The sequence below is a fragment of the Phyllobacterium sp. MT110 genome (genome assembly GCF_058792715.1).
Window position 1 is genome coordinate 72,046 of record NZ_JBXAFE010000003.1, and the last position, 19,140, is coordinate 91,185.

Sequence of the window (19,140 nt, forward strand, 5' to 3'; positions counted from 1 at the left end):
ATTAAATTGAATTGGGTGAAAATTAAAGATTGAAGTGAAAAATATTCCAGAAACGAGGAGGCTTTATGCAACTATAAGGCGGCGTTGTTTTGTATTTTGATTTGATCCGAAGATTGCACATTTCGACACGTTCGCTTCATGCGAACGATAAGAATGGGAGGAAACAGCATGGCCATTTCACGCAAGGAAGAAGCGCGCGCTTTGAGTGCGGAAGAGCGAGTCCTTGTCGACAAATCCCACCATCCTGAGCTGCAGGACTTGAACGACGCGGAACTGGCCAATTTGGTCAAGCTGTTGCGCGGGCAGCGGGACAAAGCCCAAACGCAGGCGCATCGCCGTCGCCGCGAAATGCGTGGCAAAGCGGCGCCGAAGGGTGCAACAGCGTCGACCAAAGACGACGGTTCTCAATTGAAGGTTGCGGTTCTCGCCATGGCGATGCGTCGTCTCAACAATGAAATTGAACGCCGCCGTCGGCTGACGGCAAGTATCGAACTGATTGAAAATGCGCGCAAAGCATTGAACATGAAGCAAGGCGCAAGAAAAGATGCCGCTGAGCTGAACACGCGTCACGCGCATCAAGGTTTGCGGGTCATCGAAAACTCCAAGGTTGGAAGCTTGATTCGGCCAATGGAGCGCGGGCGGCAGCGGGCTGCGGCAAAGGTAGCGCAAGCGAAGCGGGACGCGCGGTAACATCGAACGATCCTTTCCGGCGGGAATTGCTAAAGCACGCCATGGCCTCGTCGGGCGATGGAGTTCCTGCGTGGCACGTCACTGTTCTTGACAGTGATCCAATATATCTGTAAATCTGGATATATGGAAAAAGAAAACACCATCGAGGCCTTTTCGGCTCTCGCTCAACCCTCGCGCATGGATGCGTTCAAGCTGATCGTGATGCATGAGCCGGAGGGGATCGCTGCCGGGGAAATCGCCCGTATTCTCGACGTTCCTCAGAATACCATGTCGACACATCTCGCGATCCTGTCACGCGCCGGGTTGATCACATCGGTGCGCCAAAGCCGTTCCATCATCTACAGAGCCAATTTCGGCAAGCTGCGTGCGGCCATCAGTTATCTCCTGAAAGATTGTTGCGCAGGGCACCCGGACATTTGCGCACCGCTTATCGCCGACATTGTTCCCTGTTGCCCGCCCGAGGAAAACGCAATGCCTGAACGCGCCCGGTCTGATGCGATCATGGTCAAAGCAGAAAGGACCGTCTGATGACCGTCACCATTTATCACAATCCATCCTGTGGCACGTCCCGCAACGTCCTGGCGTTGATACGCAATGCGGGCATCGAGCCGACCATCATCGAGTATCTCAGGACGCCGCCCGCCCGACAGGAGCTGAAAGACCTGATCCGCAGGGCAGGGCTGACCGTGCGCGAGGCCATCCGCGAAAAGGGAACGCCTTATGCGGAACTGGGGCTGGATGACCTGTCCTTGAATGACGAGCAGCTGTTGGACGCGATGGAGGCCCATCCGATCCTGATCAATCGTCCCTTTGTCGTTACGAAAAAGGGCGTGCGTCTTGCCCGGCCATCCGAAGCAGTCCTCGATATCCTGCCGAGCCCGCAAAAAGGTGCCTTCGCCAAGGAAGACGGCGAAATCGTCATCGACAGTGAGGGAAAGCGCATTGTCTGATTTGCCCAATGTCGCGTCGAGCGTCCTGCATATTCCGGACGCTGAAAGGCTGTCTGCACCATTCTCGGCACACCGTCCGCGCATCCTTCTGCTTTACGGCTCCCTCCGAAAAGTGTCCTACAGCCGGTTTCTGACCCAGGAGGCAGCGCGCCTGCTGGAACATTTCGGCGCCGAAACCCGGATTTTCAATCCGGCTGGCCTGCCTTTGCCTGACGATGCGCCGGTTGATCATCCGAAAGTTCAGGAGCTGCGCGACCTCTCGCTGTGGTCGGAGGGGCAGGTATGGACCAGTCCCGAACGGCACGGTGCGATGACCGGGGTGATGAAATCGCAGATCGACTGGATACCCCTAGCCATGGGCGCGATCCGTCCCACGCAGGGGCGGACGCTGGCGGTCATGCAGGTATCCGGCGGATCGCAATCATTCAATGCGGTCAATCAGATGCGGGTGCTCGGCCGCTGGATGCGCATGATCACCATCCCCAACCAGTCGTCAGTCGCCAAGGCCTATCAGGAGTTTGACGAAAACGGCCGCATGAAACCGTCCGCCTATTATGACCGCGTTGTCGACGTGATGGAGGAGTTGGTCAAATTCACGCTGCTGACGCGTGATATCTCCGGCTATCTCACCGATCGCTACAGTGAGCGAAAGGAAGATGCGGCGGCGCTTGAAAAGAGAGTCGCGCTGAAGTCGGCGGTTTAACGCATCATCTGGCGGGCTGATGTCCATCACATCGATACCTTGCTCCGTGCCGGTGCTGGAAGCATTCAGGCTTCCTCAATGTCTCGGCCCATATTGATCTGAGGCCCAAGACGCCGGGAACCTTTTGCCGCAAATATCATCTATGATGGCCAGAGGAGTTCAGGATGATGGTATTACCGGCAAAGACAGTTTCCCCATCCGGTCATGGGGACGATGTCGAACTTGTTCGACGGGCGCTGATCAGGGATGCCGATGCTTTCCGCATAATAATGCGGACGCATAATCGCCGGCTTTACCGAATTGCCCGCGGCGTCATTCGGGATGACAGCGAAGCCGAGGATATCGTTCAGGAGGCCTATTGCTCTGCCTTCTCTCATCTCGACCAGTTCCGGGGTGAATCCTCACTGGCAACCTGGCTTTCCCGCATTGTCATCAATGAAGCTTTGGGACGTTTGCGCAAAAAGCGGCGTGCGCCGGATCTTGCTACTTCGGCGAGCCGGAATTCAGACACGCGGATCATCCCGTTTCCCATCAAAACAGGTGAAGACCCGGAGCGGTTAATGGCACAGCGGCAGATTTTACAAATGGTTGAAAGGGCAACCGATGCTCTTCCCGACGTGTACAGGACTGTTTTTATCGCGCGCGTGATCGAGGGGCTCAGTCAGGAGGAGACAGCGGAGGTGCTCGGGATCAGAGTGGAGACGGTCAAGACGCGTCTGCATCGCGCTCGTGCGCTCGTACGCAAACAGTTGGACGACCAGATCGGCCCGGTCTTGATGGATGCCTTTCCATTCGCTGGACAGCGCTGCGCCCGTTTGACAGCCGCAGTCATGAAACAGCTCGGCTTTCTCGAGTGAGCTCCGGGAACCTTTTTCGCTGTTCAACATCAAATGGCTGTCAGTTGAAAAAACGACCCGGACATTCCTCCGGGTGAAGGAGGTATTATGTTCTCTCGAACAATGACGGCCCTGGCTGTTCTTTCCCTGTTGGGCAGCGCTTCGCTCGCTCATGCGGCAGACAAGCCAACCGACCCGCAAATTGCGCACATTGCCTATACGGCAGGCATCATCGATATCGAAGCTGCGAAACAGGCGATTGCCAAATCAAAAAACAAGGACGTTGTTGCCTTTGCCAGGGACATGGTGCGCGATCATGAAGCGGTCAACACGCAAGCTCTCGCACTGGTCAAAAAGCTGAAGGTCACACCCGAGGACAACGACACCAGCCGTTCGCTCGTCAAGGCGGCCACCGCCGAACGCGCCAAGCTGGACAAGTTCGATGGTACCGCCTTTGACAAGGCCTATGTAACCAACGAGGTGACCTATCACAAGCAGGTCAATGGCGCGCTTGAAACCCTGCTCATTCCTTCAGCAAAAAATGCCGAGCTTAAAAGCCTGCTGGAAACCGGACTGAAGATCTTCCAGGGGCATGAGCAGCACGCCGAACATGTCGCGGCCGGGCTCAAATAGGGCAGACCGATGGCGTCGCAACTCAAGGCGTGGATCTCGATTGTCCTGATACTGGGTATGGGGTCCATTCCTGCCAGGGCGGAAACCATACGGGTCACGATCGAGAAAATGGTGTTTACCCCAGCCGTCATCACCGCAAAAGTTGGCGACAGGATCGAATGGATCAACAAGGATATCGTGGATCATACGGCAACAGTGAAAGACGGATGGGATGTCGTGATCTCCTCCGGCAAAGCGGCAACGCTCCAGCTTGAGCAAGCAGGGTCGGTTGATTTCTATTGCCGCTTTCATCCCAACATGAAGGGGCGTATTGCTGTGACTCCCTAGTTTTGGAGGTTGCAGAAAAATAACCGGACGGACCCCGGCGGTCCTTGGCGCCGGGAACAACCGGTCAATGAGACGTCATAGCGCCGATCTGTCCGGGCGGATTGGCGAAGTCCTCATGGATGAGCTCGGCAGAACCGGTTATCGGTTTCCCCTTGTGGTCAAAACGCAGCACAACCATGTAATCGAAAACATCGTCGGGCCATTGCCCGCCGGGTAACAGCGTCGACGGATCACCTCCCAATGCTTCGATGAGCTGCGAGAGTTTGCCGTGATGCCAGGCAATGAGCACCGATTTGCCGTGCGGCTCGGTTCTCAAAGCCTTGGTAAGGCCAGCCAGATCTTTGTTGCCGAATCTCAGATCGATAGGCAGCCCCAGCGCTTGGCTCAGTGGCTCCAGGGTCAGCCGTTCGCGGGCACTGTTCTTGGAATCTGCGGTCGCAATCAGCGTGTCGGGCCGGAATGGATGGCCGTCGAGCGTCAGGTGCTGAAAATACGCGCTATAGGCCTGCGCCCGTTTTTCACCAGCCGGAGAGAGACCTGTTCCGCTGTCCGGCTTTTCTCCATGGCGGATAATGGCAATTGTCGCATCGGCGAGACCGGCCGTCTTGCCTTCGAAAGCAAATCCGCTGGCACAGAGCAATGCGTTCGAGCCGATCAGGATCGTCATGACCAGAGCCAGACACCTCGCGTATTTGTTCTGCATGATGGAGAAAACTCCCTGGGGCATTGTCGTTTCCTTCGCTAGGCGCATTCAAGATGCGGCTCATCTCCTGTCCGTTTTTCCATTCTATGCGCTGCGATCAGGTTTTCATATGCTGTTCGGCCAGAATGGCCCGAACAGCATCTTCGTGCCCATTGGACCTGCAACTGGAGCGCGCAGAGACTTGCGCGATATAGGGGCTGAACCGATTTTCAGGTGGCCGACGGTTTTGATGCCAGAATATCAACCATCTGAATATCGGGCGGAGTGGCAAAGAGTTCGTCAGCCCGTCCCATCAGCAGCTTGGCGAGATCGCCGGCAAGGTGCGCATCGCGCGCACCGGCAGTGTTGAATGTGTCAAAGATCGCGAATGCCGATGGACCGCTGCGCACAGCAAACCACGATACCGTATCACGCTCCTTGTTGACGATGGCCAGCCCTGCAATGAGGAAAGACTCCACATCATCTTCCTTGCCTGCTTTTGCTTCAAGCGAGACATAGAGACCGTATTTTACCATAGGATTGTCCTTTCCTGCCGTCCGTTAAAACTGGCCCCTATTCATATCATATTGGCAGGGGCCAGCCGACTGTTCCCTTCGTACCGGGAACCGGAAACGGATTTACATCTTGGGCAACAGAACTTTGTCGATGACGTGAATGACACCGTTTGACTGTTTGACGTTGGCGATCGTCACATTGGCAACCGTGCCGTTTTCATCGGTCAAAGTCAGCTTGTCACCCTTGTATTTTGCGGTCCACACGCAACCGCCAACGGTCTTTACCGGGTGCGCGCCCTTGTCATCATCGACCATCTTCATGATGGCCTTCGAATCCGCATTAGCGGCGACGACATGGCAAGTCAGGATCTTGGTAAGCTTGTCCTTGTTTTCAGGTTTCAGCAAGGTTTCGACCGTGCCCTTGGGCAGCGCGTCAAATGCTGCATTGGTTGGTGCAAAGACGGTGAAGGGACCCTTGCCCTGCAAAGTTTCGACAAGGCCTGCTGCCTTGACGGCTGCGACGAGTGTGGTGTGATCTTTGGAGTTCACGGCGTTTTCAATAATGTTTTTATTTTCGTACATGGGTGCACCGCCGACCATGGGATTCTCCGCAAACGCGGCTCCCGAAATCAACACAGATGCGAGTGCAACCAGGCGAATGGAATTGGTGAACATTTCTCTCTCCACTGTTTTTTCCCTTTGATTGGGAAGCGGCGGAGTTACGAGCGGCTTTTCAAATTAGTTTCAGCAGGGATCGAATAAGGGGACACACACCGGGAAGACGCGTGCCCGATCCGGCGGCGGCGTATCCTTTTGCCGGGTTCGTCCGTCTTGGCTGTTGACGGGCTGTCATCCTCGACATCGCCCTCCCAAACGAATTGGAGCGTTACCATGGAGAGCAAGCAGAGCCTGGCAAACAAGATACACTACGAAAAGCTCGCGGAGGCTTGGCGCAGCGGTCGCGAATTGCCGCCTGAAGTCTCCGAATGGTCTGTGTTGACGGCGGAACCGGGCGGCGTCGATTACATCGAGACGAACCTCGGCGACAAGACAGCGCTGTGGGTTCAGCCAAAACGGGCGGCCAAGGATCGGGTCATGCTCTACCTGCACGGCGGTGGCTATGTCGGCGGATCGATCTGGACCCATCGCAAGATGGTCGGGCACCTCGCCAAGGCGATTGGCTGTTACGCTTTGCTTGCCACTTACGACTATGCGTTTCAGAGCAAGTTCCCGCGCCAAATCGAGCAGGCCGTGACCGCGTTCGAGTGGCTGGGCGAGCAGGGTATCAGGCCAAAGCATACTATAGGTGCGGGCGATTCCGCTGGCGCGGGCCTGATCATTGCCGCCGCGATGAGACTCCGTGATGCGGGACGTCCCTTGCCGGCCGCGATCCTCAGTATCTCAGGCTGGCATGATCTGTCGGCAAGCGGGCTTTCTTATGAAGCGAACCGCGAGAAGGACGTCTTCTTCCAGAAGGCGACCGTGGATATGCTGGCATCGCAAGTCCTTGGAGGGGCTGATGCACGGCATCCATTCGCCAGCCCAATCTTTGCCGATCTCATGAGCCTGCCGCCGATCTATCTGCAGGTGGGCGGAGACGAAACCCTGCTCGACGACAGCCGGGCGCTCGCCGACCGCGCGAAGGACGCCGGTGTCGAGGTGCGCTTGGAGATATTTCCGGGTATGCTGCACTCGTTCCAGATGATGGCTGGCCGCGCGCCCGAAGCCGACGACGCGATAGAGCGGTTCGCACAATGGGTTCGCCCCAAGCTCGGCCTGACCGGAACCGCAGCAACACCCGGTGAAAGCCAAGATGGGGCGGGTGAGGGACATGCCTGAGCGACCGAACGGCTTATTCGACGCGCAGTATCGAGCCTTCCTCGAGACGGTATCGGACGTCCGCGCCCAACTGCATCGTTACTGCGCCCGCATGACCGGTTCACGGCTCGACGGTGAGGATCTCATGCAGGAGACGCTGTTCGAGGCCTACACGAAGATCGAGACCCTCGACGATGCCAGCAAGCTAAAACCCTGGCTCTTTCGCATCGCTCACAATCGCTGCATTGACTTTCTGCGGCGGCGCGATGCGCGCGAGCGCGCGGAAAGCGCCTATTCGGACGATATTGGTGTCGTCGCTGCAGAGCCGGCGACGACCGGTGCACATCGCGCCATCGAACGGCTGGTTGGCCACCTGCCGCCCAAGGAGCGCGCCTGCGTCCTCCTGAAGGATGTATTCGACTATTCGCTGGAAGAGACCGCAGAGCTCGTGGACTCGACGGTTGGCGGCGTCAAATCCGCGCTCTCCCGCGGGCGGGCGAAGCTCGCCGACTTGCCGGCGGAACCTGCCGGCGAACCGAGCAGTCCGCTTGATCCCGACACCGCGCGGATCTTGCAGTACTATGTTGACCTCTTCAACCGCCACGACTGGGATGGCGTGCGCAGCCTCACCAGCGCCGATGCGCGGTTGCGGGTCGCAGACTGCTTTGACGGCCTGCTCAGAAACTCTCCCTATTTCGCCGAATACGAGCGAAACCCGGACGCCTGGACCATGGAGTTCGGGGCGATCGACGGAGAACCTGTCCTGCTCGTGCTCTTTCAGCGAGGCGACCGGTGGCAGGTCGCGTGGCCGGTTCGCGTCCGTGTCGCCGGTCGGGTCATCGACCGCATCGAAGATTATTATGCCTGCCCGTGGGTCATTGGAAACGCCTCGGAGGCCGACCTGCAACTCATGGCCGGGTCCGCCGTCTTGCAGGGAGCATGACGGAGGCGGTGCACAGGAGGGCCGGCGATGGACAGTCACCAATCCATGGCCGTTGAGGGCTAATGGCCGGGAGAATCTTTACGGGTGCTCGCATAGGCAACCAGCGCCTGTTGTCGCGCTGCTTGATGGTCAACGATGGGATGAGGGTAATTCTGGCCCAGAACAACGCCCGCCGCGTTCAAAATGTTCTCGGGTGCGAGCCAAGGTGCGTGCAGATATTTGTCGGAGAGATTTTTCAGCTCCGGAACAAATTCCCGCACATAGGCGCCCAATGAATCGAACTTGGCGCCCTGCAACATAGGATTGAAAATCCGGAAATAAGGCGCGGCATCTGCCCCCGATCCTGCAACCCATTGCCAACTGGCGGCATTGCTGGCGGGGTCGGCATCCACAAGCGTATCCCAGAACCACGCTTCGCCCTTGCGCCAGTCGATGCGCAGGTGCTTGATCAGAAATGATGCGGTGATCATACGGACCCGATTATGCATCCAGCCTGTTTTCCAGAGTTGGCGCATGCCGGCATCGACGATCGGATAACCCGTCCGGCCCTGTTGCCATGCCTTGAGATCATCGGCCTTGTTCTGCCAAGCGAAGCCATCAAACGATGCATTGTAGTTCTTGGTCGCAAGCGCGGGATTGTTGAACAGGAGATGATAGGAAAATTCCCGCCAGCCGATCTCCCTGCGGAATTTATCCACATCCTTGCCTTCCCGCGCAAGGCTCGGTGATTTCAGGGCATGCCATATCTGAAACGGTGTGATCTCACCGTGGGCGAGATGTGGGGAAAGCCTTGACGTTGCTTCGATGGCAGGCTTGTCCCGATCATGATCGTAGTCGCCAATAGCGCCGCCGAGAAAGGCGGCTAGCTTTTCCTGTGCGCCGTTTTCCCCCGGCGTCCAATCCTTGGCAAAGTCGTTCGCCCAGTCGGGTTTCTCAGGCAGAAGCGCCCAGTCGTTCAGGCACTCCGAACCCATCGATTCATGATATGGCTCCAGCGTTCGCGGTGCTGGAACCGGGTCACGTGGTTCCGGACCTGCCGTCAAAGCCCGCCAGAACGGCGAATAGACGCGATAGAACCCGCCAGTGCCGGTTTTGAACAAGAACGGCTCATGCAGGAGATGCCCGTCAAAGCTTTCTGCCGATATGCCTCGGCGGGTGAGTTCGGATTTGAGGCTTGTGTCTGTCCTGACGCCGGGGGGATCGTACCGCCTGTTCCACAGAACCATGTCGGCGCCTGTGTCGTCCAGCAACCGATCAACAATGGTCTGCGTCGCCCCGCGTTTGAGAACAAGGTTCGCGCCAAGAACCCCGAGCGACGCTGAAAGCGCAACCAGTGAGTGGTGCAGCCACCATTGGCGCGCCCCGCCAACAGGCCGTGATGCTTCGGTGTTCCACTCATCCCAAATGAATACGGGAATGACTGGCTTGCCTGTGTTTGCGGCTGCGTACAGGGCACGATTGTCGCTGATCCGCAGATCGTGTCTGAAGAGGACAATGACGGGGAAACGGGTGGCCGATGATTGCTGTTCAGTCATGTATGCCTGTTATTTTGAGAACTGCGTATCCGATTCCGTTCGGCGCGCAATGATTGTCCGGGTTTGAACAGGCGTCCGCGGCCGGGGGCTGCATTTGACACCCTTGACCCAGATCCATAGGGCTTCCCAATGGATGCCTGCAATGACCTTGAGAGTCAGCAGGGGATAGCCGAGAAACAGCTTTAGCAACTGGCGGTCGCTGAATTCCTGCCGCTTGCCTGAAAAGGCTGTTGCGATGATGAGCCCGTCCTTGTCGCTCGCGTTGATGACAACCGATGCTGTATCGGCTGGTCGGGTGATGGTGAAATCATAGTCCAGCGCCATCTCCATGAAGGGCGAAACGTAGAATTCCTTGCCGCATTCCTGATGCAACGGCTTGCCGTTGTCCGTATCGCCCAGCGGAAAAACGTAGCTGTGACGCTGGCCGAACGTGTTGTTGACCTCGTAGATCAGTGCCTTCAGCCTGCCGTTCCTATCATGGCAGAAATAGACGCTTAGCGGGTTGAACACATAGCCAAGTATTCTGGGCATGGTCATCAGCTTGATGGGCCCACCATCGGGCACCATGCCGGCATCCCGCAGATGGTCCTCCACATAACCGCGCAGGTCCGGACACCGCGCTGCCGCATCAAACTTGGAGCCGTGGTCGCCATCGAAGAAACCGAAGAGATTGAACCGGTTGTGGGAGAACAACCGGCTGGCGCGCGCGATACCTTCGATCTCGTCAATATCGAGCAGCATGTAGAACATGCGGTAACGCAGAAAATGCTGTTTGGGGCGCAGGCGCCTATGGGTGACCCTGCCAGTGTAGATCGCCGAGCGGAAGGCATTCATGCCGCGACCCCGATTGGTTCGGGGCGGTTCTGGCGATAGATGCGCCCGGATTCATCGGCAACCTGCCAGGGTCTGCGCGCGCCGCCGAGATCTTCCGCCACCGCAAGGCCCGCTTGCAATCCGTCTTCGTGGAAGCCCGCGCCAAAATAGGCGCCGCAGTACCAGGTGCTGCGCTGTCCCTGCATCTGCCAGAGCTGTTTTTGTGCCTGCATCGCCGCGCCGTCAAAAATCGGGTGGGTATAGGTTTCCCGGTGCAGGATTTTTTGCGCATCCGGCTGATGCTGCGGATTGAGCGTGACGAAGAACTGACGGTCGGTTTCAAGCGGCTGCAATCGGTTCATCCAGTAGGTCACACACAGCTGGTTGCCCGGACCGGCGGCTTCCCGGCGCTGTCCCAGATAGTTCCAGCTGGACCAGACGGCCCGCCGTTTGGGCATGAGTGTGTCGTCTTCATGCAGAACAGCATGGTTCACCGAATAGCGGAAAGCGGAAAGTAGGTTGGCTTCCAAGGGCGTCGGGTCGGACAGCAGCGCCAGCGATTCATCGGCGTGGCCGGCCAGGACGACGTGATCGAAAACCCGGGTAACGCCATGGATATCGGTCACGGCGGCGCTGTCTCTGCCGCGACGGATGGATGCGGCGGCACATCCGCTCTGGATGCGGTCCCTGTAACCTGCCGTGAGGCGATCGACATAGGCGCGGCTACCGCCCTTGACGGTGCGCCATAGCGGCCGGTTGGCGAGTTTCAGCAGGCCGTGATTATCGCAAAAGCGGATGAACGCCTCTGCGGGGTACTCGAGCAATGCCGATTCCGGCGCCGACCAGATGGCGGCTGCCATGGGCAGGAGGTGATCGTCGCGGAAGGCGCGGCCATATCCTTCCCGTTCCAGAAATTCACCCAGAGCGAGCAGGCCGAGTTTGCCCGCGTGGGCCGGAGTTTCGCGATAGAAGCGCAGGAGATCGCGCAGCATCATCCAGAAACGCGGATTGAACAGGTTGCGCTGCTGGGCAAACAGGCCGCTGAATCCGGTGCCCGAATACTCCAGCTTGCCGTCGTCGAGCGATACCGCAAAGGACATGTCCGATGCCGCTGTTTGCACGCCGAGATGGTCGAGCAGGGCAGTCAGATTCGGATAGGTATGTTCATTGAAAACGATGAAACCGGTATCAACCGGAATGGGGCTTCTGTCTGTCTGGTCGACGAGGAATGTATTGCTGTGACCACCCACGCGCAGCTCCCGTTCGAAAACGGTCACATCATGATTCCCGGAAAGAAGCCATGCGGCGGACATGCCCGCAATACCCGATCCTATGACAGCAATTTTCAACGATGTTCTCCCGTACTCATCATGTGGAAACAACACGGATCGGGATGATCAGACGTTGTTTCTTGCAGCATCAGTGCATACGGTGGAAATACGGAATTGGATCAGGATTAGTTTCGGTGCTGATCCGATTGCGGCGCATCTGCGTACTGAGCGGTATGAATGGCCTCGCAACCCTACCTTTCGGCGATTTCCACAGGATATGGCAGCGTTTTGGACGCGGTCGGTTTTCGGTTGCCGGAACAAACCCGGCAATCAGGCGTACCGTTCAGACAATGACTGGACCCGCCGATTATTCCGCAAAAATCCTTCGTATCGCGCAGCGCAGTGACAAGGCGGCTTTCGCCGAACTTTTCGGCTATTATGCGCCGCGTATCAAAGGGTTTTTCATGCGCGGCGGCATGGCGCCGGGGCAGGCCGAGGAACTGGCGCAGGAAACCATGCTGATGCTCTGGCGCAAGGCGTATCTGTTCGATCCTGCCAAAGCGTCGGCTTCCACCTGGATTTTCACGATTGCACGAAACCTGAGGGTCGATGCGATCCGGCGCGAGCGTTATCCCGCGGCGCATCTCATGGAAGAACATGAACCGGATTTTGAACCTTCTCCGTCAGAGATGCTGCTGCGGCTGGAAGGCGAAACGCTGGTGCGCACGGCCATGCAGAAATTGTCGCCAGAACAGATGAGCGTCATCCAACTGCACTATTTTGACGACAAGCCGCACAGTGAGATCGCCCGGACGCTGGATTTGCCGCTGGGAACCGTCAAATCCCGGTTGCGTCTGGCGATGCAGCATCTCAGAAACCTGCTGGGCGAGGAATGAGCTGACATGACCCATCGCCCTTCCGATGACATTCTGATGGCCTATGCCGCAGGCAGCCTTGCCCAGGGACCGGCGCTCGTTGTCGCGGCACATTTGTCGCTCTGCCCGGACAGCGCCGACCGCGTGCGGCAGTTCGAGGCGGTGGGTGGTATTGCGCTGGAGGATGTGCCCATTGCGGAAATGGCAGCTGATGCCCTGGAACAGGTTCTTGCGCGTCTTGATACGCCATCATCCTTGCAGGTCATGCCGCAGGTCCGGCATCTCGCCGCCATGCCGGATGGTCTGGTTCTGCCGTCACCGCTGGAGCAATATGACATCGGCAAATGGAAGTTCCTGGCGCCGGGCGTGCAGTGGAGCTCGATTGGCAGAGGTGGTGCGCCCCGCAATCGGCCGATGCTGCTGCGCGCGAAGCCCGGAATGGTGCTGCCGGAACACACCCATAGAGGTGTCGAATATACGCTGGTGCTCAAGGGGACGTTGCACGATGCACTGGGTGATTATTATCCGGGCGATCTTGTTGTCGCTGATGCCAGTCTTGAACATGAGCCCAAGGCGGGGCCCGACGAAGAATGCATCTGTCTGGCCGTCGTGGATGGGCGTTTGCAATTGAAGAGTGTGCTCGGCCGCCTCGTTCAACCATTGCTTGGATTTTAACGTGTTGCGTCAGCTGCTGACACTTTTGACGGTTGTAACGCTGGTTGGATGTTCGGCCGGAAAGATGCTCGATATCACGACCTCATCCGGCGGGGCTTCTGTTACCCGGAACATTGCCTATGGCGGGGATCAGCGGCAGGCTCTGGATATCTATGCGCCCAAAAACACCAGCGCTGCGCCCATGGCAATTTTCTTTTACGGCGGCACCTGGCAAAGCGGAGATAAGGCAACATACGCTTTTGTGGCTTCTGCGCTTGCCGCCAGAGGTATCGTTACGGTGGTTCCGGATTACCGGCTGTATCCTGACGTGCGTTATCCGGCCTTCCTGCAGGATGGGGCTGCCGTGGTCGGCTGGGCGAAGGATCACGGTAAGAGCTATGGCGGAGACCCCAACAAAATCTATCTCATCGGGCATTCGGCCGGCGCCTACATCGCCGCCATGCTGGCATTGGACAAGAGGTGGCTCGGCGAGCAAAGGCTTGATCCGGCGCGTGATCTGAAGGGGTTTGTCGGTATTTCCGGACCGTACGATTTTCTGCCGTTCGACGATAAAACCGTGGCCGATATTTTCAGCCCGGCGCGGACACCAGAATCAACGCAGCCGGTCAATCAGGTTCGACCCGGCAATCCGCCGGTACTCCTGCTGCACGGGCAGAGCGATGAAGTTGTCTATCCGCGCAACAGCATGGCGCTTGACAAGAAGCTGCGGTCTGTCGGGTCTCCGGTCCAGACGAAGCTTTATCCGGGTGTCGGTCACATCGGCATTATCGGAGCGATGGGATCGCCGATCCGCTTCGTTGCGCCGACACTGCGCGATACCGTTGATTTCATTCTTGGGCATGGGGGGAACGACAGATCATGACCGGCGCGCCGTCAGACTTTCCGGCATCGTGACTTCAATGGCGGAGTGCGGGGACATCGGTCGACCTGTCAAACCGTGACCAGCCACCACCGCGTGAACAGAAGACTGAGGGTTGCGCATAGAGCCGATGCGAAGGTGCCCCAGCCCATATCGACAATCGTCACCATCGTGGACCACTGTTTGAGTGTCGCCTGATTGGTCAGATCATAGGTCGCATAGGCCATGAAGCCGAAAAGCGCCCCATAGACGAGAGCGGTTGTCCAGCGGCCGTTTTCCAATGCGGGGCTGACCGCGAAGATCACAATACCCGCGACAAAGATCAGATAGAAGGCTATTGCCGCGGGATAGTTGGCCTGTGTGCCAATGACATCGGGAATCCGGCTGCGGTAGAAGCCGTTTGCCATGATGCTGAGCCAGACAAAATCGACCGCAAGGAACAGTGCCGCTGTCGAGAGATAGGCGATGACGTATTTGAGCATGAAAGATTCCTTTCTGCCTCATACGCTGGCGCCCTTTGGATGGATCATCCATGTCGGGATAAAGCGAGCTGCGTCTTCATCGTCACAATGGTGATCAGGGATGGCCGCATTTCGTGTGAACGCAACAAATGAGAATGATGGGATTCCAACTGAGGCGAAGAGTTTCGCGTGTCAGGGGTTGAGCGGCGGCAGTGCTGGCTTCTCGTGCTTCACGTCAAGCCGCTTGCCATTGCCGTCACGCCACGAGAAAATGGCGGAAGCCAGTTTGTTCATGGTGATTTTGGAGTTCGCTGCGATATGCGAACGGTATAAATCCGCTTCAAAAGCTTCAAGTGCATTCAGAATTTCCTGATCCTGGGTAGCGGCCGCCCAGGCCGCAATGCTTTTGTATCCGGCACTTGCCGTCCAGGTTTCGAGAGCCGCATAGGCCGCTGACGGATCGTCCGAGTTCAAGGCGAGATACAGCTGCCGGAACTTGGCGGGTTCTGATCGTTCAAGCATCTTCTGGCGCGCATCCATCCATTTGAACAGGCGCGGCAATGCGATCCAGCACAACCAGGCGGCCAAAACCGCTGCAGACAGGATTATCCCTGCAAGCACCATTGTATGCAGCGAAGGTGCACGCGACGATTGCGGTTGTGCCGGCGTATCCGGAATGATTGCATTCGTCGTCGCGGGAGCCGCCTTCACGGTGAGCGTAATGGTGGAAAGCTTGGCCTGCTGGCGACTGGCTTTGCCCGTATCGTACCAGTCAATGGAAAGGCCCGGAATGATCAGGCTGCCTTCGCGCTCTACGACGTATGTGATGCTGTCGGTTCGCCTGCTGCCCGATCCGCCACCGGCTCCTTTGACGCCGTTTTCCAAACGCGGCGGTTTGACGTACATCCTGATGCCAGCTGGCGCTTCAAAATGCGGTTGCGGCAACATCATTGCCTGCGTTCCCCCGGCAGCCTGCGACACGGTCCGCACCAGGGTGTCCCCGACTGTCAGTTTGCCGGGGTCGCTGTCCAAGGTCTGTGACAGCTCGAGACTGGTCGCGGCAAGGATGGGTCCGGCGTTGCCGCTGCCGGGCACTTCATTCACATGAAACCTCGCGGGCGGAAGCGACACTTTCGCCGTGACCGACTGACCCGGCACGGCGGCGTAGCCGAATTCTATGTCTGCGGTCGGCAATGCATAGTCGCCCGTTAATTGTGGAATGACGAGATACGTACGGCGGATTCCCGAGTACTGCGCTCCGTCCTTGACGACGTTGAGGTTCTGGGCGCGCCCGTCGGAGAGTGTGACAATCGCATTTGGAAGATCGACCGCGGGAAATTGTGGCGGTGTGGTGAAATAATTCGGCACGAAGACATCGATGTCGATCTGGATCTGTTGACCGGCGACCAGGGTACCCTTCGTGGCAACGGTCGCTTCAGCAAAAGGGTCGGCGGCGAAAGCGGTATGATGCCAGAACAACACCAGCAAGGCTGCAGCAAGGATTCTCATTTCGCACCCCGCGCCGCCTCGAGTGCAAATTTCCGGGCCAGCAGCTGTGCCGGGCTGACCGCAATGTTCTTCATCCAGATATCCGCCGCCTGTTCCGCGACATCGACCTCTCCCTCTTTCCCCTGTTTGCCCTTTTCATCGAATTGGATCTGATCCGGATCGTCATCCGGATCCCGCGGCTCCTCGCTCTCATCCTTCTTTTTGCGCGCTGCAAGCCGCTCGGCAACGGCAAGATTGTCCTTGGCCGCTATCCAGTCCTTGCGCACGGCCAGCGCTTTTTCATATGCGGCAACAGCCGCGTCATATTTCCCAAGCTGCATGAGACAATTGCCTTGATTGAACCAGCTTTCGGGCGTGTTGTCGCGTGCAAATGCGTTTATCGCTTCGTCAAATTTCCCGGCACGATATAGCGACGCTCCCTTCCAGGCCGGATCGGCGAACGTGTCGGCAGCGTCCGGAAAATCCCCGCGTTGGTAGGCAAGGCGGCCCTGTTGGTCTCGGGTGAGCCAAGCGTCCGCAAACCAGTTGTCAGCGGCACGAGCCGTATCCGCGCTGGTGATCATATGGAAGGCAAGGATGGCCCCCGTCCATCGGATGCCCCCGCCACGCCGGAAAGTGAAAGCGGCAAGCAGCGCGATCGGGATCGTCAGCCACCAGCCGAAATCCCGCCACCGGGTTTGGCCGGCATCCGACCGCTGTTCAAAATGCGTCCGGATGTGTTGGGCAATCCAATGCACGTCGCTGTCGTCCGCCGTGTAGGTGGCGACGCTGGTTTCGCTGTTGCGCAACTCTCTCAAAGCATCAATGTCGAGTTTGGCAAAGATGCGGTTGCCATTGGCATCATTGGCAAAGCTGCCGTCGGCGGTCTTGACCGGACCGCCCTGCGCAGTGCCGATGCCGAGCACCACGAGGCCGCTTTGCCGCTTCGATTGAACAGCTGCGAGCGAGCCGGAATCGATACCGTCGGTCAATAAAAGGATCGTTCCGGATGCCTCGTCATCGGCCAGCGTTTTTTCTGCCAGTTCCAATGCGGCCGCAGTGTTCCGGCCGCCGACCGGCATGATGGGCGTGACCAGGGAATTCACATAGGTCCGGATAAGCGAAGCGTCCTCCGTCAGCGGCAGCACGAGATGAGCCGATCCGGCATAGGCGATCACAGCGGTCTTGGCCGCCGGACGCAATGCCAATATGTCGTCAATCTTCAGCTTGGCCCTTTCCAGCCGCGATGGTGTCACGTCAATCGCATCCATTGTCCGCGAGAGGTCGATTGCGACAACAAGAGCGGCGGCATCCTGCACAAACGGCGGCAGTTCCTTTTGCCAGGTCGGCCCCGACAGCGCGATCGCCGATAGGGCCATCAGCATTGCCATCCCATGATAGGGGCGGATGCCGCCGCGGTGCTCCCTGCCGGAAATCAGATGATCGAGCAACTGCGGTGCAATCATGCCGCGCCACTTTATTCTCATGTCACCTTGCCGCGAGGCCAGCCAAAGGAACAGCATCGCCGCCGGAATGCCGGTCAACCACCACGGTCGCAGGAAGTGGAAGTCGGCGATCATGGCTGCGCACCGCCGGGCAATTCCCGGCGCCTCCTGAATGCCGTTCCCAACCATGCCAGTGCATGAAATACCACTAGGAGAACCAGAGCAGCGCTGAGCGGATAGACAAAGAGCTCGGTCCGCGGCTGCCAGGACAGAATTTTCTGCGTGGCAGGCGTTATCCGGTCCAAGGTCGCATAGACGTTTTCCAGGCTTTTCAAATCCTGCCCGAAGAAATAGCGGCCACCGGTGACCTCGGCGATCTTCTGCAGCATGGCCACGTCCAGTTTGTCCTCGCCAACCGCATTCATGTCGCCAATTCCGATTGTATGGACGGTGATCTTAGCTCCTTTGGCGATATCGGCAGCTTTTGCAGGAGGCATTTTGCTCGCGGTATCATTCCCGTCGGTCAAAAGCACAAGCACCTTTTCCGGAATGTTCGGATCATTGAACATTTTGATGGCGAGCCCAATCGCATCGCCGAGAGCTGTTCTCGGCCCAGCCATCCCGGGAAGCGCATCCGATATCATCGTCTGAACCGTGGCATGGTCCATCGTGAACGGGGCAAGCGGGTAGGGCGCGTCGCCGAAAGCAATCAAACCGATCCGGTCGCCCTGCCGTTTCGATACGAAATCAGCCACAACTTTGCGCACTGCCTCGACACGCGGCACGAGGGTGCCGTTTGGTTCGCGGAAATCCTTCGTGTCCATGGATTGGGATAAATCGATAGCAAGCATGAGATCCCGCTGCGGTTGCGTCTTCTGCAGCGGCGGCTCGATAAACTGCGGACGGGCAAGCGCAAGGACGATCAGTATCCAGGCAAGGCTTGCGGATAGAGTCTGCAGGACGGACCGTTGCGAAACCAGCGATCCCGTGGTCGGAACAACGCCAGCCGCGCGGGCGACTTCTTCGAAGAAGGGAATGCGGACCGCAGTGGTCTGCTCCTTGTAAGGCGGCACGATCCACCAGATCAGCAGCGGTACGGGAAGCAGGACAAGCAGCCAGGGATAATCAAGTTGATACATGATGCTTTCCGATCCAGCGGATGGCTGCTTGCCTCAACTGCGAAGCATCCGGGCCCGATGCCGCATTCGCGGACACATATTCCAGTTCCGCAATGAAACGGGCAAGCTCGGGGTCCAGGCTGTGGTTGGGTGCCGTGCGCTCCAGGAAAGCCACCCACTCCTTTCCCGTCAGCGAGGCCACCTGTTCGCGCGGCCATGCGGCAAGCGCGGTCCTTTTCAAGATGACCGGCACACTTCCGGGAAGGTCGGCCGTGCTCATCTGCCGTATGCAGCTGATCGCTTCCCTGCGGTAACGGTTCCTCCGCCACCGCCTTGCCGATCGCCAAATGCTCCATCCAAGGGCAAGGCAAATGGCACCGGCAAGCACGGCCCAACCCCAGGTTTGCGGCATCCACGACACGTCAGGGGGGAGCGCAATGTCTGCGAGCGTTTTCAGCGCAGTTTCCGTGAGGTCATCGGGCATTGGCGCGAGTTCGGCCATT

Annotated in this window: 23 protein-coding genes; 12 read left to right on the forward strand and 11 right to left on the reverse strand. The window is 58.1% G+C overall.

Translation table 11 applies throughout. The features are described 5' to 3' along the window. Positions 1 to 168: 168 nt before the first annotated feature. The 7 genes from AC1Q5O_RS15465 to AC1Q5O_RS15495 all read left to right on the forward strand — a co-directional run bounded on the left by AC1Q5O_RS15465 (position 169) and on the right by AC1Q5O_RS15495 (position 4,139). On the forward strand, positions 169 to 690 hold the full coding sequence (locus AC1Q5O_RS15465; RefSeq protein ID WP_403181397.1) for a hypothetical protein: 522 nt from the start codon (positions 169 to 171) through the stop codon (positions 688 to 690). A gap of 123 nt (positions 691 to 813) precedes the next feature. Continuing rightward, positions 814 to 1,218 carry an ArsR/SmtB family transcription factor gene (locus AC1Q5O_RS15470; RefSeq protein WP_492564761.1) on the forward strand — a complete coding sequence of 135 codons (405 nt, stop codon included), beginning with the start codon at positions 814 to 816 and terminating at the stop codon, positions 1,216 to 1,218. After that, positions 1,218 to 1,640, forward strand: coding sequence for an arsenate reductase (glutaredoxin) (arsC, locus tag AC1Q5O_RS15475; RefSeq protein WP_492564060.1), 423 nt, complete (start codon positions 1,218 to 1,220; stop codon positions 1,638 to 1,640). Before AC1Q5O_RS15470 ends, arsC begins: the two co-directional genes overlap by 1 nt. A 1-nt stretch (position 1,641) precedes the next feature. Next, positions 1,642 to 2,343 carry an arsenical resistance protein ArsH gene (arsH, locus tag AC1Q5O_RS15480; protein ID WP_492564763.1) on the forward strand — a complete coding sequence of 234 codons (702 nt, stop codon included), beginning with the start codon at positions 1,642 to 1,644 and terminating at the stop codon, positions 2,341 to 2,343. Positions 2,344 to 2,507: 164 nt separating this feature from the next. Continuing rightward, positions 2,508 to 3,200 carry an RNA polymerase sigma factor gene (locus AC1Q5O_RS15485; RefSeq protein WP_492564061.1) on the forward strand — a complete coding sequence of 231 codons (693 nt, stop codon included), beginning with the start codon at positions 2,508 to 2,510 and terminating at the stop codon, positions 3,198 to 3,200. A gap of 87 nt (positions 3,201 to 3,287) precedes the next feature. Then, a complete protein-coding gene (locus tag AC1Q5O_RS15490; RefSeq protein WP_346307777.1) occupies positions 3,288 to 3,812 on the forward strand; it encodes a DUF4142 domain-containing protein in 525 nt (174 codons plus the stop codon). 9 nt (positions 3,813 to 3,821) lie between these two features. Then, positions 3,822 to 4,139: a cupredoxin domain-containing protein gene (locus AC1Q5O_RS15495; RefSeq protein WP_492564064.1), complete on the forward strand. Its 318-nt coding sequence runs from the start codon at positions 3,822 to 3,824 to the stop codon at positions 4,137 to 4,139. A 64-nt stretch (positions 4,140 to 4,203) separates the two neighbouring features. Here AC1Q5O_RS15495 and AC1Q5O_RS15500 read toward each other — a convergent pair whose 3' ends face one another. From AC1Q5O_RS15500 to AC1Q5O_RS15510, 3 genes are all read right to left on the reverse strand, one after another. Beyond that, positions 4,204 to 4,866 carry a histidine phosphatase family protein gene (locus AC1Q5O_RS15500; RefSeq protein WP_492564065.1) on the reverse strand — a complete coding sequence of 221 codons (663 nt, stop codon included), beginning with the start codon at positions 4,864 to 4,866 and terminating at the stop codon, positions 4,204 to 4,206. 185 nt (positions 4,867 to 5,051) lie between these two features. Then, complete coding sequence (locus AC1Q5O_RS15505) at positions 5,052 to 5,357, reverse strand: putative quinol monooxygenase (protein ID WP_288194560.1); 306 nt, start codon at positions 5,355 to 5,357, stop codon at positions 5,052 to 5,054. A 102-nt stretch (positions 5,358 to 5,459) separates the two neighbouring features. After that, positions 5,460 to 6,011, reverse strand: a complete 552-nt coding sequence (locus AC1Q5O_RS15510; protein ID WP_223615792.1) for a fasciclin domain-containing protein — start codon at positions 6,009 to 6,011, stop codon at positions 5,460 to 5,462. A 216-nt stretch (positions 6,012 to 6,227) separates the two neighbouring features. Between AC1Q5O_RS15510 and AC1Q5O_RS15515 the strand changes: the two genes are divergently transcribed. Beyond that, complete coding sequence (locus AC1Q5O_RS15515; RefSeq protein WP_492564068.1) at positions 6,228 to 7,175, forward strand: alpha/beta hydrolase; 948 nt, start codon at positions 6,228 to 6,230, stop codon at positions 7,173 to 7,175. Continuing rightward, the gene (locus AC1Q5O_RS15520) at positions 7,168 to 8,097 is read left to right on the forward strand and encodes an RNA polymerase sigma factor (RefSeq protein WP_492564070.1); all 930 of its coding nucleotides are present in this window, start codon (positions 7,168 to 7,170) and stop codon (positions 8,095 to 8,097) included. Before AC1Q5O_RS15515 ends, AC1Q5O_RS15520 begins: the two co-directional genes overlap by 8 nt. Before the next feature lie 59 nt (positions 8,098 to 8,156). On the opposite strand, the gene AC1Q5O_RS15525 is transcribed toward AC1Q5O_RS15520, so the two are convergent. The 3 genes from AC1Q5O_RS15525 to AC1Q5O_RS15535 are packed head-to-tail and all read right to left on the reverse strand — an operon-like array spanning position 8,157 to position 11,794. Beyond that, positions 8,157 to 9,632 (reverse strand): cryptochrome/photolyase family protein, encoded by a 1,476-nt coding sequence (locus tag AC1Q5O_RS15525; RefSeq protein WP_492564072.1) that lies wholly within the window; start codon positions 9,630 to 9,632, stop codon positions 8,157 to 8,159. A gap of 9 nt (positions 9,633 to 9,641) precedes the next feature. After that, entirely contained in the window at positions 9,642 to 10,466 is an 825-nt protein-coding gene (locus tag AC1Q5O_RS15530) for a DUF1365 domain-containing protein (protein ID WP_492564074.1), read from the reverse strand. Beyond that, entirely contained in the window at positions 10,463 to 11,794 is a 1,332-nt protein-coding gene (locus tag AC1Q5O_RS15535; protein ID WP_492564076.1) for an NAD(P)/FAD-dependent oxidoreductase, read from the reverse strand. The genes AC1Q5O_RS15530 and AC1Q5O_RS15535 overlap by 4 nt, the downstream gene beginning before the upstream one ends. A 272-nt stretch (positions 11,795 to 12,066) precedes the next feature. Here AC1Q5O_RS15535 and AC1Q5O_RS15540 point away from each other — a divergent pair, with 272 nt between their 5' ends. The 3 genes from AC1Q5O_RS15540 to AC1Q5O_RS15550 are packed head-to-tail and all read left to right on the forward strand — an operon-like array spanning position 12,067 to position 14,128. Further along, on the forward strand, positions 12,067 to 12,612 hold the full coding sequence (locus AC1Q5O_RS15540; protein ID WP_288194554.1) for a sigma-70 family RNA polymerase sigma factor: 546 nt from the start codon (positions 12,067 to 12,069) through the stop codon (positions 12,610 to 12,612). Positions 12,613 to 12,618: 6 nt separating this feature from the next. Beyond that, entirely contained in the window at positions 12,619 to 13,266 is a 648-nt protein-coding gene (locus AC1Q5O_RS15545; RefSeq protein WP_492564079.1) for a ChrR family anti-sigma-E factor, read from the forward strand. 1 nt (position 13,267) lies between these two features. After that, complete coding sequence (locus tag AC1Q5O_RS15550) at positions 13,268 to 14,128, forward strand: alpha/beta hydrolase (RefSeq protein WP_492564080.1); 861 nt, start codon at positions 13,268 to 13,270, stop codon at positions 14,126 to 14,128. Between the two features lie 68 nt (positions 14,129 to 14,196). Here the strand turns inward: AC1Q5O_RS15550 and AC1Q5O_RS15555 are convergent, their stop codons facing one another. From AC1Q5O_RS15555 to AC1Q5O_RS15575, 5 genes are all read right to left on the reverse strand, one after another. After that, entirely contained in the window at positions 14,197 to 14,607 is a 411-nt protein-coding gene (locus tag AC1Q5O_RS15555; RefSeq protein WP_492564082.1) for a DUF2177 family protein, read from the reverse strand. Positions 14,608 to 14,778: 171 nt separating this feature from the next. Next, positions 14,779 to 16,095, reverse strand: coding sequence for a BatD family protein (locus tag AC1Q5O_RS15560; protein WP_492564084.1), 1,317 nt, complete (start codon positions 16,093 to 16,095; stop codon positions 14,779 to 14,781). Next, positions 16,092 to 17,654: a VWA domain-containing protein gene (locus tag AC1Q5O_RS15565; RefSeq protein WP_492564086.1), complete on the reverse strand. Its 1,563-nt coding sequence runs from the start codon at positions 17,652 to 17,654 to the stop codon at positions 16,092 to 16,094. The genes AC1Q5O_RS15560 and AC1Q5O_RS15565 overlap by 4 nt, the downstream gene beginning before the upstream one ends. Next, positions 17,651 to 18,658, reverse strand: coding sequence for a vWA domain-containing protein (locus tag AC1Q5O_RS15570; RefSeq protein ID WP_492564088.1), 1,008 nt, complete (start codon positions 18,656 to 18,658; stop codon positions 17,651 to 17,653). The genes AC1Q5O_RS15565 and AC1Q5O_RS15570 overlap by 4 nt, the downstream gene beginning before the upstream one ends. Continuing rightward, complete coding sequence (locus AC1Q5O_RS15575; protein ID WP_464664660.1) at positions 18,645 to 19,139, reverse strand: DUF4381 domain-containing protein; 495 nt, start codon at positions 19,137 to 19,139, stop codon at positions 18,645 to 18,647. The genes AC1Q5O_RS15570 and AC1Q5O_RS15575 overlap by 14 nt, the downstream gene beginning before the upstream one ends. Position 19,140: the final 1 nt, after the last annotated feature.

Excerpts from the sequence above, each read along its gene's own strand:
- AC1Q5O_RS15555 (WP_492564082.1), bottom strand. The coding sequence starts at position 14,607 with ATGCTCAAATACGTCATCGCCTATCTCTCGACAGCGGCACTGTTCCTT.
- AC1Q5O_RS15495 (WP_492564064.1), top strand. The coding sequence starts at position 3,822 with ATGGCGTCGCAACTCAAGGCGTGGATCTCGATTGTCCTGATACTGGGT.
- AC1Q5O_RS15540 (WP_288194554.1), top strand. The coding sequence starts at position 12,067 with ATGACTGGACCCGCCGATTATTCCGCAAAAATCCTTCGTATCGCGCAG.
- AC1Q5O_RS15470 (WP_492564761.1), top strand. The coding sequence starts at position 814 with ATGGAAAAAGAAAACACCATCGAGGCCTTTTCGGCTCTCGCTCAACCC.
- AC1Q5O_RS15530 (WP_492564074.1), bottom strand. The coding sequence starts at position 10,466 with ATGAATGCCTTCCGCTCGGCGATCTACACTGGCAGGGTCACCCATAGG.
- AC1Q5O_RS15500 (WP_492564065.1), bottom strand. The coding sequence starts at position 4,866 with ATGCCCCAGGGAGTTTTCTCCATCATGCAGAACAAATACGCGAGGTGT.
- AC1Q5O_RS15515 (WP_492564068.1), top strand. The coding sequence starts at position 6,228 with ATGGAGAGCAAGCAGAGCCTGGCAAACAAGATACACTACGAAAAGCTC.
- AC1Q5O_RS15575 (WP_464664660.1), bottom strand. The coding sequence starts at position 19,139 with ATGGCCGAACTCGCGCCAATGCCCGATGACCTCACGGAAACTGCGCTG.
- AC1Q5O_RS15465 (WP_403181397.1), top strand. The coding sequence starts at position 169 with ATGGCCATTTCACGCAAGGAAGAAGCGCGCGCTTTGAGTGCGGAAGAG.
- AC1Q5O_RS15565 (WP_492564086.1), bottom strand. The coding sequence starts at position 17,654 with ATGATCGCCGACTTCCACTTCCTGCGACCGTGGTGGTTGACCGGCATT.
- AC1Q5O_RS15570 (WP_492564088.1), bottom strand. The coding sequence starts at position 18,658 with ATGTATCAACTTGATTATCCCTGGCTGCTTGTCCTGCTTCCCGTACCG.
- AC1Q5O_RS15490 (WP_346307777.1), top strand. The coding sequence starts at position 3,288 with ATGTTCTCTCGAACAATGACGGCCCTGGCTGTTCTTTCCCTGTTGGGC.
- AC1Q5O_RS15485 (WP_492564061.1), top strand. The coding sequence starts at position 2,508 with ATGATGGTATTACCGGCAAAGACAGTTTCCCCATCCGGTCATGGGGAC.
- AC1Q5O_RS15560 (WP_492564084.1), bottom strand. The coding sequence starts at position 16,095 with ATGAGAATCCTTGCTGCAGCCTTGCTGGTGTTGTTCTGGCATCATACC.
- AC1Q5O_RS15520 (WP_492564070.1), top strand. The coding sequence starts at position 7,168 with ATGCCTGAGCGACCGAACGGCTTATTCGACGCGCAGTATCGAGCCTTC.
- arsC (WP_492564060.1), top strand. The coding sequence starts at position 1,218 with ATGACCGTCACCATTTATCACAATCCATCCTGTGGCACGTCCCGCAAC.
- AC1Q5O_RS15525 (WP_492564072.1), bottom strand. The coding sequence starts at position 9,632 with ATGACTGAACAGCAATCATCGGCCACCCGTTTCCCCGTCATTGTCCTC.
- AC1Q5O_RS15505 (WP_288194560.1), bottom strand. The coding sequence starts at position 5,357 with ATGGTAAAATACGGTCTCTATGTCTCGCTTGAAGCAAAAGCAGGCAAG.
- AC1Q5O_RS15510 (WP_223615792.1), bottom strand. The coding sequence starts at position 6,011 with ATGTTCACCAATTCCATTCGCCTGGTTGCACTCGCATCTGTGTTGATT.
- AC1Q5O_RS15545 (WP_492564079.1), top strand. The coding sequence starts at position 12,619 with ATGACCCATCGCCCTTCCGATGACATTCTGATGGCCTATGCCGCAGGC.